General features: G+C 50.7%; 13 protein-coding genes and 1 pseudogene. 7 read left to right on the top strand and 7 right to left on the bottom strand.

Annotation, left to right across the window (positions count from 1 at the left end):
* Window positions 1–108: 108 nt before the first annotated feature.
* The 3 genes from C4885_RS13020 to C4885_RS13010 are packed head-to-tail and all read right to left on the bottom strand — an operon-like array spanning window position 109 to window position 5,748.
* Window positions 109–4,845, bottom strand: a complete 4,737-nt coding sequence (locus C4885_RS13020) for an Ig-like domain-containing protein (protein WP_114000754.1) — start codon at window positions 4,843–4,845, stop codon at window positions 109–111.
* A 13-nt stretch (window positions 4,846–4,858) separates the two neighbouring features.
* A complete protein-coding gene (lepB, locus tag C4885_RS13015; protein ID WP_114000753.1) occupies window positions 4,859–5,449 on the bottom strand; it encodes a signal peptidase I in 591 nt (196 codons plus the stop codon).
* The gene (locus C4885_RS13010) at window positions 5,446–5,748 is read right to left on the bottom strand and encodes a DNA repair protein (protein ID WP_114000752.1); all 303 of its coding nucleotides are present in this window, start codon (window positions 5,746–5,748) and stop codon (window positions 5,446–5,448) included. Before C4885_RS13010 ends, lepB begins: the two co-directional genes overlap by 4 nt.
* 197 nt (window positions 5,749–5,945) lie before the next feature.
* Between C4885_RS13010 and C4885_RS17330 the strand changes: the two genes are divergently transcribed.
* From C4885_RS17330 to C4885_RS12990, 4 genes are all read left to right on the top strand, one after another.
* Window positions 5,946–6,224 (top strand): SOS response-associated peptidase family protein, encoded by a 279-nt coding sequence (locus C4885_RS17330; protein ID WP_114000751.1) that lies wholly within the window; start codon window positions 5,946–5,948, stop codon window positions 6,222–6,224.
* Complete coding sequence (locus C4885_RS13000) at window positions 6,128–6,391, top strand: ASCH domain-containing protein (protein WP_114000750.1); 264 nt, start codon at window positions 6,128–6,130, stop codon at window positions 6,389–6,391. The genes C4885_RS17330 and C4885_RS13000 overlap by 97 nt, the downstream gene beginning before the upstream one ends.
* Before the next feature lie 33 nt (window positions 6,392–6,424).
* On the top strand, window positions 6,425–7,237 hold the full coding sequence (locus C4885_RS12995; protein ID WP_114000749.1) for a CPBP family intramembrane glutamic endopeptidase: 813 nt from the start codon (window positions 6,425–6,427) through the stop codon (window positions 7,235–7,237).
* Window positions 7,238–7,337: 100 nt separating this feature from the next.
* Window positions 7,338–7,544, top strand: a complete 207-nt coding sequence (locus C4885_RS12990) for a hypothetical protein (RefSeq protein WP_114000748.1) — start codon at window positions 7,338–7,340, stop codon at window positions 7,542–7,544.
* A 51-nt stretch (window positions 7,545–7,595) separates the two neighbouring features.
* Here C4885_RS12990 and C4885_RS12985 read toward each other — a convergent pair whose 3' ends face one another.
* A complete protein-coding gene (locus C4885_RS12985; RefSeq protein WP_114000747.1) occupies window positions 7,596–8,192 on the bottom strand; it encodes a hypothetical protein in 597 nt (198 codons plus the stop codon).
* A 99-nt stretch (window positions 8,193–8,291) separates the two neighbouring features.
* On the opposite strand from C4885_RS12985, the gene C4885_RS12980 reads away from it, so the two are divergent.
* On the top strand, window positions 8,292–8,663 hold the full coding sequence (locus tag C4885_RS12980; RefSeq protein ID WP_114000746.1) for a type II toxin-antitoxin system RelE/ParE family toxin: 372 nt from the start codon (window positions 8,292–8,294) through the stop codon (window positions 8,661–8,663).
* Window positions 8,660–8,941, top strand: coding sequence for a helix-turn-helix transcriptional regulator (locus C4885_RS12975; RefSeq protein ID WP_114000745.1), 282 nt, complete (start codon window positions 8,660–8,662; stop codon window positions 8,939–8,941). The genes C4885_RS12980 and C4885_RS12975 overlap by 4 nt, the downstream gene beginning before the upstream one ends.
* A 36-nt stretch (window positions 8,942–8,977) precedes the next feature.
* Here C4885_RS12975 and C4885_RS17325 read toward each other — a convergent pair.
* A pseudogene (locus tag C4885_RS17325) lies at window positions 8,978–9,172 on the bottom strand (glutamyl-tRNA amidotransferase); the annotation flags it as partial.
* 815 nt (window positions 9,173–9,987) lie between these two features.
* Between C4885_RS17325 and C4885_RS12965 the strand changes: the two are divergent.
* Complete coding sequence (locus tag C4885_RS12965) at window positions 9,988–11,133, top strand: HipA domain-containing protein (protein WP_114000744.1); 1,146 nt, start codon at window positions 9,988–9,990, stop codon at window positions 11,131–11,133.
* Between the two features lie 201 nt (window positions 11,134–11,334).
* Here the strand turns inward: C4885_RS12965 and C4885_RS12960 are convergent, their stop codons facing one another.
* Both C4885_RS12960 and C4885_RS12955 read right to left on the bottom strand, forming a co-directional pair.
* Window positions 11,335–11,679, bottom strand: a complete 345-nt coding sequence (locus tag C4885_RS12960) for a helix-turn-helix domain-containing protein (protein ID WP_114000743.1) — start codon at window positions 11,677–11,679, stop codon at window positions 11,335–11,337.
* A 77-nt stretch (window positions 11,680–11,756) separates the two neighbouring features.
* Window positions 11,757–12,407, bottom strand: coding sequence for a hypothetical protein (locus tag C4885_RS12955; protein WP_114000742.1), 651 nt, complete (start codon window positions 12,405–12,407; stop codon window positions 11,757–11,759).
* Window positions 12,408–12,860 lie beyond the last annotated feature (453 nt).

The following is a 12,860-nucleotide window of genomic DNA, read 5'->3' as shown; positions in this document are numbered from 1 at the left end:
CCACTGGCGGCGCTCACCTTTGCAGCATCCAGTATTATCTGCGCTTTTGGCTTAGCATCTGCCGCACCTCGCTCGCCGTATCGGCACTTAGAATTATGCGGTGTTGCCCTAATTTTTACCCCCTCCCCCCGAATGGCTGCGTTTGTTGATGAGGTATCCTAACATCAGCGCGATGCCCATTATCAGGGCGCCTGCTGCTGTATACGGGGGTGTGCCGGCCGCGCCGGTGGCGGGCAGCTCATAGCTGGGCTTTTGCTTGTTCGTGATGGTAATGGTGCCGCCGCCGGTGACACCGGTGGCGTTGCTTTCACTGTACTTTACTTCATAGAAGATAAGCGCACCACTGTCTGTTCCTAGCTCTTCTACATAGTAGTGATAACCGCTCTCCAAGGAAGAAATTTTCTTGGTCCAGCCGTCAGCTTTTGTCAAGGTGACCGGCTTTCCGACCGCCACTGCGTCCGCCTTGTCTTTTCCATCCTCGTAACGGTACAGCTGCACCTGGATCTTTTCCACCGGTGCTTCTATCGTGTCGTTCCCGATGCCATACCAGATTTTGCGCAGGGTCAGGCAGTTTTGCTTGTTGGGGATGGCCATTGTGGCGCGGTCTCCGTTCACGCCCAAAAAGCTAATGTTTGCAGTGGTAACCCCCTCCGGGACAGTAGCTCCGGTTGCAGCTGTAAGCGCAGCTGCTTTTTTGTCATCATCCGTTGCGTTGTTGTTCCAGATAAAATAGCGCGGGGTTTCATCCAGTGCATAGTCTGCCGGGGCCGCTGTTTCCACAAGCTTATACAGGTCCCCGGTGACCAGCTGCGGGCTGCCTGCTGCAGGGGATTGCGCAAATGTCAGGTCAAAGCTGCCGTTCGCACCTGTATTCTCCGGCCTAATAAAATCCCACCCTGTGCTGATTTTATTATAGTGGTATATCGCAAAGGTTGCCGGGCTTGCCGTGATGGCTAAGTTTGTAGCAGAATCCGTCTTGGCAACAGTCAGAACGGCATTGTGTACAGTTGCCGATGCACTGTCGCTTTTCGCCGAAACCTGATTGCCTACAGTTTTTCCCGCCAGCGTAGCCGTATTTTTTACCGACATGTCGCTTGCGAGATTACCCGGATTCATTTTATAAGAGTACTCCAGTACCAGGGCTTTCTCGTCCGGCAGAACGAACTTGTACTTCCGTGTCGATGCGGTTTCTTCAACCTTTTCAACGCGAACGCTGTCTTTGACTTCGTTGCCCTTTACCCAGTCGCCGTCCTGCAGGATGTATTCATATACCTTGATAGAATCCAGCATCAGCTCCATGCCGGTTTTGCCGAAGTATTCGCTTTCCATCGTGTCCGTAAGCTCGAGCGTGTCACTGCCCGGTGCGAGATCCTCTGCGCGGGGGTTGATGCAAAGGGTGTAATTGGCTTGATGGGTTGTTTCATCATAATTGCCGGTCTTTTCCAGAAGCTGCTTTTTCGGGCGCGTGATGGTCATGCCGGACGATGTCGATGCACCGTCCCATGTGGCAGTATTTGTATAGGTTTTTTCCTCGAGAGTACGCTCGTTCCAGGCTGTCGCATCATCCAGCTGGAGCGCATAGCGGATCTCCACATAATGATCCGTTGTTTTCTTTGAGTCGATCAGACTTTGCAGCGTAATAGGAAGCACCTTAATAGTCAGCTGCCCCGAAACAGAAGTGTCAATCGACCAATAGGTAACCCCGTTAGACACAAGGCTGTATATGTTTTCGCTCGGACTTTTTTTGATTTTTCCCGTATATTTATTGCCCGGCGCTGTATCCAGATCCGCCGCAATCCTATAGCTGCTAAGAGAATTATTGTCCGTAGCCAGCTTCATGCCGTCCGGGATCTTATCTACCACCGTCAGCGCTTGGGTCGTGTCTACATTACCGCTACCCAGATTCAGTTTGATGCGATACCAGATGACCTTGTTTTTGGCATAGGTAGTGCTGTTGTTCTGCTTGTACCCATTGTCGCTCTTGTCAGATGTTTCCTTGGTGATAGAACCGATCTTTGTATAATCGTAAGTTCCTTTCCAGCCTTCGCGCCCGGCGTTATCCGAGTAAATTTCCACACGGTTCTCAAAATGCCTTTTGGTATTGTTCGCCATATCAGACGTTTTTGCCACCGTTGGAATGTCGCTGATGGTGCATCTCAAAATGCGCAGCTTCTCGCCGTCCGTCCGGCTAAAATGCAGCCAGATGCGATGCACCGCGGTTGCATCATCGGAAACCGAAATGCCGTTGTTGGGATCGTCCCAGTCATTCAAACCGTTGGAAAAAAAGGACAGCTGAATCTGTATGCCCTTCTTCTCTGCCTCCTCCCATGTCAGCGTTGTTCCGCCTTCCATCGTCAAGCGCAGATTGTTCCGAATGGCGGTTTCCAGCTGGGTTTTGACGCCGTACAGCGGTTCGCGGATCTTATCCACGATTTTGAAACTGTTAACGCCCGCGGGAACCGTTCCGGTTATATTCCACATGACCTTTTGGTCACCGTTTTCCAGCGGCGTGACAGTGCCCGGATACTTTCGAATATCCACTTTGCCTACACCGGTGGAAACATTGGCTGTCGCGGTATAGGAACGTGAACCTTTTTCCAGCGTTGCCTGGTTGGTTGCAGAAACGGTGCCGTTCACCGGATCCGGTGCAGCCGTTTGATAGGTAAATGTATAGGAGCTCGCATTGGAACCTGCCGGGAAGGTGTAGCCATCGGTCAGGAAAACACTGCCTGGGATGGTTGTTACAACTGCCCCGTCAGAAATTTTCAGCGTTACATCACCAACAATGTCCAGCTGTGTGACCTGTGTATCAGTCACCGTATAGCCTGCCAAATCACCGCCCGGATTTTTGACCTTGATGACCCAGTTGATGCGGTGGGTCGCAGCGTCATAGGTGCCTGTTTTGGCAATGCTGCTCTCCTTCACGGTGACGGTATCCTTGGCCTCGTTGCTCTGCAGCGTACTGGTTGTGCCCTTGGCCGTGTTGACAATCGTACCGGAACCGTCTGCGCCTGTCACGGCAGCCACAGTTACATCATAGGTCAGCTCATACGACTGGTTATATCCGAGAGGCGGCAGCCCTGTGATCGTAAAGCTTTTGCCGTCCTCGTTGTAGGTGATGGCGGCACCTGTATACTCGGAGAGCGGCTTCCCGTCGATTTTGATGCTGCTCGTATCATAGTTGCCACTTGCGGTATTCTCGGTCAGCCGGTCCGTAATGGTGACCGTCTGGTCATGCGTACCATTTGGGGCATTGACTGTAACGGTGTAGCTTACCTTACTTTTGTCTTCCGAAAGGGTGTGCTCTTTCTTCGTGTTCAGCGAATACTCCGGCTCAACGGTGTAGGTTTTCTCGCCCAGATGTATCTTGCCGTCGCCACCGGTCTCAGCGTAATTGATCGTGGTATTAAACTTGAAGGTGCCGGTGAACGTCCGACTTGTGTCGTTATTAAATGTAAATGTGACCGTAGGGGATTTTTTCGAAAGCGCAAAAGTACCAATTATCGTTCCGGTCGAATCGGTGATGTTTCCTGACAAATCTCCTTTGGGATAGACACCCGCCGGCAGGGTATAGGTCGCTGTATTGCCGCCGTCTAGGAATGCGTTCGCCGGTACACTGTAGACGATTTCCACCTGAACCTGGGTGCCGTCCTTGATAGATGCAAAATTATCCAGCGGTTCCCAAGTGCCGCTTTGATTGATGGAAATAGCTGTACTTGTCAGCAGATTATCCAGCTTTAGGTTGCCCTCGCCGTCATACTGAGGGGTTGCTGCCGCTGCGGTCAGTGTATCATCGTCTTCCGCAGCCGGCATTATGGGATCCGGCCGTTGCCAAACAATATACGCCACCGCGCCGTCTCTTGCCAAAATGGCGTCCGCATCAAAGGAGAGTTCTTCGGATCCGTCTGATGCGCCGGTCTGCGCATACACGCCATACGCATCCAACACACGGATGGTATTGGTGACATCGGCCTCTGCGACCGTCACAGCCGCTACCGCACCGTCCACAGCGCCGGAAACAACGGTCAGGTTCGCGCCATCATACGCGGTTACAATGCCGATCGTTTCCTCACCGGCGGCATTTGTATAGAGTACGATGTCGCCCGGTGTGGCCTCACTGCCACCCGGGGTGATGTATTCAGGGTGCGCGTTTTCCAATTCCGTGCGCAGCTGAAGCAGGCTTGCGCATTGCGGGATGACATCCTCCGGTATGCCTGCATAATGCTGGCAGAAGGCGACAAACATCACATCCCAGCTCCCGTAAGGGTTGCCGTACCAATCACCGTAGCGTGTGTAGTGATGGGCCTGCGCCAAGGTCTCGCCCAGCGCCTTGTCCACCGTAAAGTTTTTGGCGCTCTCGGTGTAGCCAAGCTGTCTCTGTGCGATTTCCGTCATGGCATCGCTCCAGAAGCTGCTCACGCCCTCGCTCTGCTCGTCCCAGTCTGCCGGGGTCTCAACATCTGCGGTTATGTCCGCCAGACATTCCAGCGTGTGGGTATGCTCCGGGAGGGTGCAGGTCAGCACCCTTTGGTAGCAGTCTGCGGTATGGGAGTGAGCTGCCGGCGCGGTCTTGCCGTCTTCCTCCGCTGAATCAGCAGGGGTTTCCGATGCTCCGTCTTCATAACCGCAGATCAAGACCTCGGTATAGCAGGCGTCGCTGTGTACATGCTCCTCATATCCGCAGGAGTATTCATCGTCCGTCATCGCGATGCCTACTTGGTGCAGACGCCAGCTGACAGAAAGTATCGTCAACAGTGCCAGTATCACCAGCACGGCAGCACGGCGGTGCTCCGCATGGCGCGCTGCCATTACCCGCCGAATCGCCTTGTCCAATTGATTTTTCATGTGGGCTCCTCCATCAGCCTATCCACGAAATACGGGGCACGGGCCATACCCTAAGAAACACCTTGCCCACAATTTGACTCTTTTCGACGCAGCCGACAACCGTACTCCGGCTGTCGATCGAGGTCGCGCGGTGGTCACCCATCACAAAGAAGCGATTTTCAGGCACCTGATACGGGAAGCTGAGGTCACATTCTCCCAGAGCCAGCTCATCGACATACGGTTCCTCCAGCACCTCGCCATTCACCGTCACAAGGCCGTTGCCGTCAATCGAAATCACATCCCCGGGGATACTGATGATTCGCTTGAGCAGCAGCTTGTTCTGCCAGTAGAAGCCGCACAGATCTCCCTTTTCCAGAGTATCTGTTTTCAGCAGAACCAGAATGTCCTGATCCTGCAAGGTTGGGTTCATGCTGTCACCCGACACCTGCAGCACCGGCAGCAGGTTCGTTGCCAGCAGCACCGCAATGGCTGCCACAACGACCAGCGCATAGGCGGTGCTTTTCAGCACACGCTTGTAACGCCTGCGGTAAGACAGGCGTTTGCGCTCCTGCATGATCTCCTCCATAGAGGGAATCTCAACGCGTTTTCCGCTCAGTCCCTTCATTTCCAATATGCCCCTTCGTTATTCGCGGTGGGCGAAAACTCGGTGCCCTGCACAGGGTACTGCGCCTTGACCGATTCCAAATATTGATCTGCCGCAGCCTGTGCGGCTTCAAATACCCGGTTCAGCGACAAGGCGGCCTCGGCGATGGAACCAACCTGCTCCAGCCGCAGCGTGCGGTCTGCAAGCTGTTGGCGAAGATTGGCATTCTGCCGTTCCAGTTCCTCCTCGTGCTGTTTGAGCGCGTAGATGATCTCTATCAATTCCATGCGGTTCATCCGCCGCAGTTCGCGTTCTGCCATGGTATATCTCCTTGAGATTTGTTCGGGTCAGTTCAGTGTCTTTAAGCATTGCAGATTGTTACATTGTAAGTGTTTTGCTCTTCATTAAAGCATATTATAATTGGAATTGCCAATCATTTTTCTTTGCTATGCAATAGATTCAGGATGCTTACAAAGATTCCCTCACTGTGAAGCAGCGCTGCCACCGGCTTTTATGAATGGGACGCCGCCAAGTACAAATATTTTTTCAAATGCCGGGACAGCCGCTTTACTTGACGGGCATTTATGATACTATAAATGGTGTGAACTGCTTGATCATTCTGACCACCGCGCCCAATGATTCGGTAGCGCCCATCCACGACCGTATGCCGCTGCTGCTTTCCCATGAGCAGGTGCGCCCGTGGTTGGTGGACGCGGGCGCAGCGCCGGAACTGCTTTGCAGCCGCGTTGCATTACCCGCACCACAAAGGTGGACGTTGTCCCGTTTGAAGATGTGACGGCAGATTGTGCCGCCGCCGAGGGGGACGGCACCCTTACCGCGTGGAAGAAAGCCCACCGCAAGGCGTTTGCCGCAGCGTGTGAGGAAATCGGCAGGAACTTTGACGAAAGCATGAAGTGCGTCTGCGAGTATTTTGATGTGGTTTACCGCGCAGATGGACAGTGAGATAAATCGGAATTATGAAAGAAGGAAAAAGTAATGGATGAACAGAAAAAAATGTTTACGAATAAATCAGTTACACTTTTTTTAGTAATAGTCATTTCAGTTAGTGCAATATTCGAAACGATAGTTATTGCACTAAGAGCTATGGGGTTAGCTGTTTTTTTAATGTGGGTTCCCACAATAGCGGCAATAATTGCAGGATGTATATCGCAGAAAGAAAGTAACGGAAAAATATCATTCAAAAAATTACTTCAGAGTATTGGATTTCAGAAGACATCAATTAAATGGATACTATTATCTTGTTTAATTCCGGCAGTTTACATAGGAATACCATATGTGCTTTTTTGGATTGCTTTTCCCAATAGTTTAGATATGAGTAAAGCATCCGTCATTCAGTTGGTTCTTATGTCTGTTGTTGGGATTTTCATAGGCTTGATTACAGCTATCGGTGAGGAAATTGGGTGGAGAGGTTATTTAGTTCCAGCTACCTTAGAAAGAGTAGGAATAAAAAAGGCACTAATATATACTTCTATATTTTGGGGTGTATGGCACTTGCCTATTCTTATATCAGGTCTGTATATGCCGGGAACTCCCGCATGGTATTCTGTTCCGGCTTTTCTTTTTATGATTATACCTGTTGGAATGATTTACGGAATAATAACGATAAAAACAAAAAGTATTTGGCCTGCTATCTTTTTGCATGCAGCTCATAATACTTTTGACCAGTTGATTTTTGGAACAGTAACCGTTGCTAATAACAAAATGTTTTTTGTGAGTGAAACAGGTATATTTACTATTATTTTTGCATGGATCGTAGCTGTTTTTCTTTATAAAAAATGCAATGACTAAATGGTAATTTATAGATTAGGATTACCCTATTACAAAGAATTTGACAATTTCCAGTTTGTCGAACCAATCCGCAACAAACAGCAGCAGTTAGGAGAACCCCATGATTTTACACATAAACAACAGCGAGTATGATTACCATACCTTGGTTAAGGTTGCGGAGATGGCAGGGCTTGCGGGCTTTGTCGGCTTTCACGAATCCGAGGACGGCTATATTGTCAGCTTTCCGGATACAGAAAACACGCAGGCGCTTATTAACGACTACAAAGCGCGTCTGCGTGATTTAGAAAACAATATCTGGCAGTACTAAACTGCCACTGACTCTAAGGCGGGCTCCGGCCCGCCTTTTCTTTATGCAAAATCATTCCTGCTTCTTCCTTTCTCCCGGTTTCGTTGTGATGAGCTGATAGACATCACTATCCTTGGGTTCCAGATTGGTGAATGGTAGTACACTGTTGCCCATCTTGATGATGCCGTGTCCCTCGCTGGCGTTGCGCAGAAATTCCAGCTGCGGGTTGGATAACCCGTACAGACTTTTCAAGGCATCCAGACTCTTAGTTTGCCGCAGCATAATGACAAACTCGCTGTTGGAAAGCAGCGCATTTGCTATCGGGTTTGCCAGATAATCCTGAATGTCCTGCGTAATGCCGGTGGCATAGGCGTTATATTTACGGAATCGCTTCCATGTCGAATTCAGAAAATCAGCGCTCATAGAGTCCTTCAGCAATACGTGAATTTCATCAAAATAAACCCACGTTGCCGCAGAGGAATCCATATAGCAGTTAGCCATTACGCGCATGCCGATCAACGCATTGTGCAGGCTTTGCATTACGCCCCATACAGCCCCGCCCTTAAAAGTTTGAGGGCTGGTTGTCACCAGCCCCCAAAGCTCTGTTAATTTGCCGTTCCAAGTGGAAAAGGCATTGTTCAGGTTTTCTACAATCCAGTTTTGATTCAAAATTTCACCTTCTTTCGTGTTTTGATAACGGCAGAACGGTTGACTTTCGATAGCATTTGTGCTATCATAAATACAAAGAAAAGAATTTGGAGTAGCTTAATGTACACAGTTGAATTTTACGAGAAAGCAGACGGAAACTCTGAGTTATGGGATTTCTTAGAAGCTCTGCGCAATAAGGCTGCCACCAATAAAGATGCCCGCATACAATATAAGCAGATCAGCTTGTACATTGAATTGCTGCAAAGCAAAGGTACTCGTCTGCCGGATAATATTACCAAACACCTTGAAGAGGATATTTGGGAGCTTCGTCCGGGCAACAATCGGGTATTCTACTTTTATTTCCAAGAAAACACCTTTGTGCTGCTGCATCAGTTCCGCAAGAAGTCACAAAAGACCCCGAAACGCGAAATTGAGAAGGCAAAAGCCGAACGTGATGATTACTTGCGCAGAAAGGAGACTGCTGACTTATGAGAACATGGAATGATTACAAAGCTCACGTAAAAAGCGTTGATGCACAGGCTCGCGGAGACATGGAGCAGGTTGAGGAAATTGCCGAGATTGTCGGCGCAATGGTTGAACAGCGCAACGCAATGGGCATCAGCCAGCGCGATCTCGCCGCCATGTGCGGCATTCCGCAGTCCTCTGTGGCGCGCATTGAATCCTACAAAACAACCCCTAATCTTGATACGCTGCTGAAAATCATGCAGCCCTTGGGGTTGAAACTTACCGTTGAACCCGTCAGCTCTTAACTGTTAGCCGTCAGCATACGCTGACGGCTTTTTCTATCACAGAATCATATCCAGAATATCCTTGGCAAAGTAGATAACAACGCCTCCGAAAAAGGTCATAAAGCCCTGCGCGCGCTGCCCGGCATCGTGGCTTTTGAGGGCGAGACCGATCTGCACAATGCCGAAGCCCAGCAGAATGGCACCAATGGCTTTGATGGCGCTGAATACAAAATCGCTCAGTGCATTGATGACTGCATAGCTGCCGTCGCCCTGGCGCTGTACGCTGTAGGTGTTGTACCCACCGGCTACAAGAAACTTATTACTTACACTGTCCCACTGATAAATTTCATAACAGGCGTCGGCGGCAATCGGGTTGCCGGTTTCGCTGTCGGTTTTTCGTATATTGACCTGCAGGCTCCATTCCGCGTTGCGCATCAGGTACTCGTTGTCGGAGTTGGCCGGCACGGTCAGTGTGCTGCCATCGGGCGCAGTATAAACCAGCTGTGCGGTAAAATCCGCATCCGCCTGTACATAAACGCCCAGCACCGCAGCGGAGGTTTCGCTGTATGCCCTCCACCTTGGTCAGATAATCAATGGCGTTGTTGCCGCCTACATGACGCGAAAACCAGTGGAAGAATCCATTGGCAGGCGTGATGATCAGGCTATCGTGCGTCCGGGTGCAGTACTCGCGATCCGTTTTGCGCACAAGTTCGCCGGGGTGATAGGTTTCCAAATACTGCATCACGGTAATTCGGCGGGCAGCTTCGATGTTCTTTTGGTATTTTCCCATGGGGGTGACCTCCGTTTCTGTATGAAAAAAGCACCTTGCCTACAAAATAGGTAAGGTGCCCCAAGGATCCGATTATTTGTTTTTAGCTGGCTATTTGTCACTTCAGCTGGCTGAAAGGGGGTGTGGGGGAAAACACAGACGGCACCCCCATTTCCCGAAAAAGGATATACTTCCCCCTTGGTTTATAGAAAAGGATTGACGCTGCGACAAAAACGCAGATTGCAAAGCCCCGCCGGATAGAGTATAATCGTTCTATAAGGTAAGGCAGGTGAGCAGAATGCGATTTTTCCTGATGCAGCGCAATCATCAAGTGGCTGTTATTGAAATAGCGGAAAAGACCGGCGACATTATTGATGTGGCGGAGGTTCTTTCGGCGCAGAGGATTCCCCTTGGCGCAAAGCATAGCGATGGCAGCTTTGATGTTCTGTCCCTGCGCAAATGGTGGGCAGGGCGCGGTATCCCGGCAAGCCGTTCCGGGCTGGAGCACGCCTTGGAAACGCTGCATATTCCTTACGCCGAACTTCTGCTTGTCAAATGCAGCGGGCTGAGCCTCTCAGACCAGTATTGGGTCACGCCCTGCGATGCCCCACAGAACTGGCGCGATGTAAATTTCTACGAGAACGACTTTTCTGACGATGTGGGACGCGCTTTGTTTGGCGAGGGGGTTCTCTCAGCACAGCCGGATTTGTGTTCCCCCTGTAATACCTCAGACGGCTTTTTACAAAAGCGCTGGCGCATTGCGGACGGAAAACGAATCCTCTTAAAAGCAGGATCGGGCATTTACAAGCAGGAGCCTTACAACGAAATCGTTGCCACGGCTCTGTATGATGCGCTTGGTATGCCGCACGTTCCCTACTGGCTTGTAGAGCAGGGCGGGCAGGTCATGTCCGCCTGTGCGTGTTTTACCAATGACCACACCGAGCTTGTCACCGCCGCCCAATTTATGCGGCTGCTGCCGCAAGCGCAGGGTGTTTCCAACTGGGAACACTTCAACGCTTGCTGCCGGGCTGTCGAAATCCCTGATGCAAAGAAAGCGGTCTGCAATATGCTGGCTGCCGATTTCATCTTAGCCAACACGGATCGCCATCTTGGCAATTTCGGTTTCCTGCGTGATTCCGAAACGCTGGAATGGAAAGGAACAGCGCCCATCTATGACAGCGGCACAAGCCTTTGGCAGATGACCCTCACCCGCGCGATCAATGCGGAAGCCATGGTTCCCGCAAAACCGTTTGAAACCTCGCAGCAATCCCAGCTAAAGCTGATTGCGCCTTATGTTGATCTGCCGCTGGAGCGCCTTGATGGATTTTCCAATAAAGTAGAAGAAATCTTCCGAACAGCCGCCCAGTTTGATGATGGACGAGCCGCGAAAATTGCCGCCGCTGTTAGTGGCCGAATTCAAATGCTTCGATTTAATAGGGCATAATCTGAAATAGCTCCAAAGCATACGGTTTGTGAAATGACTACAAATTGTAGGCAGTTAAAAATTACAGAAGCTATATGTCGCTGCCTAATACCGATGACAGTCATGCGCCAACTGGTGACAAATTGTCAGCAGTTGAAATAGGGCTATAAAAACAGCGTCCTCCGTTTTACATTCGGGGGACGCTGCTTTTCTCTATGGCACTCATTTGGCGGTGGGCTTTTTTGTCGATATGCCTTGTCGGCTGAATTCTTTCGCAAGGTCAACCAGCTTTTTAGAAGGTCGATAGCTGTCCAGAATATGAGGACTAAGCAGAAAATTCAGCAGACAAGATTTGGGAATCATATACCCACCACTGATTTCAAAGTATCGGATGTAACCGTTATGGCACCAATTCGTCAGGGTGTTGTGGTGATAGCCGGTAAGCCGGCTTGCTTCGGCAACACTCAGCACATCGCTGTAGGGCTGCGTTTTCAGGGTAAGAAAGTCCTGAAACTTCTTTCTGCTTTTGGCGGTATCCAGATTTGCCCATTCCCGTAAGGTCAGCATTTTGGGCTTGCCGCCTTTGTTCCAGCTCGCTGAGTAATACCCGGTCGGTGCCGAGAATTTTTCCGGTTGGTATTGCCTTAAATCTTCCCCTTCATCACTCTCTCCACCATGGCGCGCTGTGCGTGCTCGGCTTCCAGGTTGGCGGGATGCTTGGGGAAGGCGCGCATGACTTTCTGGTAAAGCTTCAAGCCTTGGTCGGTGGTGCACATGCTGGCAACATACACCATATAATCCGGTATCTGGCCAAACACGCAGCGCTCGGTGTTTGGCACATCCCAGCGCTTTGATTGCTTTTCAATAAAGGCGGCGCGCATCTCGTCAGGGGTGGTGTACTGGGCCATTTCCTGTTCCCACTGGGGCCAGATCGGGTCCACCGAAAGGTCAATAATGGCCGGGCCGCCGTGGTCACCCTTGACCAGAGCAAAGGACTGGTACATGGGGGCAGAATCCGACATAAACACCCAGCCCACATACTGCACAGCCGGAATACCGTACACGTTCAGGGTGCGTACTACCTGTTCGGCATTCTGGTAGGTGTTGTTCATGCGGCCGTCAATGCAGTTCACAATCTCCCGCACATGGGCATCGCTGATGGTATCGGTAGTTTCGGTGGTAAACAGCTGTGCTTCGCGGTTGAGCGGGTACATGTTGGACGGTACCTTAATATTCTTGCCGTCGGTGCGGTCTACCATGCGGAATGTGTGATTTTCAAATGTATAAGAAGCCATGTTTCTTCCCCATTTCCTTATCTTTCGTTTATCCAACAGTATACCAAAAACGGCCTGCTGATTCAACGCCGGGCAAACAGAATCCCCGCCGCCAGAGCACAGTAGCTTTGGCGGCGGGGATTCCTGTATCAAAACCCACCCCTCAAAAAAGAAGAAGGAAACGGCAGATGAGGTACCCGCAGGGCGGGCAAGGAAGAAATGTGCGCGAAGTGTTGCCAACCTAAAGCCCATATAAATTGGAATGGACATCGGGCTGATATTTTGTTCGACGATAGGACGATACGTCTGCGTGCGCCCCTACGGGAGGATACTCCCAAAATGACGTGCCGTGAAATGTTTTATAAAGGCAATACCGCATAATTCTAAGTGCCGATACGGCGAGCGAGGTGCGGCAGATGCTAAGCCAAAAGCGCAGATAATACTGGATGCTGCAAAGGTGAGCGCCGCCAGTGG

It is taken from the genome of Subdoligranulum sp. APC924/74 (assembly GCF_003324125.1).
In the GTDB taxonomy this organism is placed as follows: domain Bacteria; phylum Bacillota; class Clostridia; order Oscillospirales; family Ruminococcaceae; genus Gemmiger; species Gemmiger qucibialis.
The sequence above is the reverse complement of the archived record's forward strand: the minus strand, read 5'-3'. Positions and strand labels throughout refer to the sequence as shown.

Excerpts from the sequence above, each read along its gene's own strand:
- C4885_RS12980 (WP_114000746.1), top strand. The coding sequence starts at position 8,292 with ATGTACACAGTTGAATTTTACGAGAAAGCAGACGGAAACTCTGAGTTA.
- C4885_RS13010 (WP_114000752.1), bottom strand. The coding sequence starts at position 5,748 with ATGGCAGAACGCGAACTGCGGCGGATGAACCGCATGGAATTGATAGAG.
- C4885_RS17330 (WP_114000751.1), top strand. The coding sequence starts at position 5,946 with ATGGGACGCCGCCAAGTACAAATATTTTTTCAAATGCCGGGACAGCCG.
- C4885_RS12990 (WP_114000748.1), top strand. The coding sequence starts at position 7,338 with ATGATTTTACACATAAACAACAGCGAGTATGATTACCATACCTTGGTT.
- C4885_RS12965 (WP_114000744.1), top strand. The coding sequence starts at position 9,988 with ATGCGATTTTTCCTGATGCAGCGCAATCATCAAGTGGCTGTTATTGAA.
- lepB (WP_114000753.1), bottom strand. The coding sequence starts at position 5,449 with ATGAAGGGACTGAGCGGAAAACGCGTTGAGATTCCCTCTATGGAGGAG.
- C4885_RS12975 (WP_114000745.1), top strand. The coding sequence starts at position 8,660 with ATGAGAACATGGAATGATTACAAAGCTCACGTAAAAAGCGTTGATGCA.
- C4885_RS13020 (WP_114000754.1), bottom strand. The coding sequence starts at position 4,845 with ATGAAAAATCAATTGGACAAGGCGATTCGGCGGGTAATGGCAGCGCGC.
- C4885_RS12955 (WP_114000742.1), bottom strand. The coding sequence starts at position 12,407 with ATGGCTTCTTATACATTTGAAAATCACACATTCCGCATGGTAGACCGC.
- C4885_RS12960 (WP_114000743.1), bottom strand. The coding sequence starts at position 11,679 with ATGCTGACCTTACGGGAATGGGCAAATCTGGATACCGCCAAAAGCAGA.
- C4885_RS12995 (WP_114000749.1), top strand. The coding sequence starts at position 6,425 with ATGGATGAACAGAAAAAAATGTTTACGAATAAATCAGTTACACTTTTT.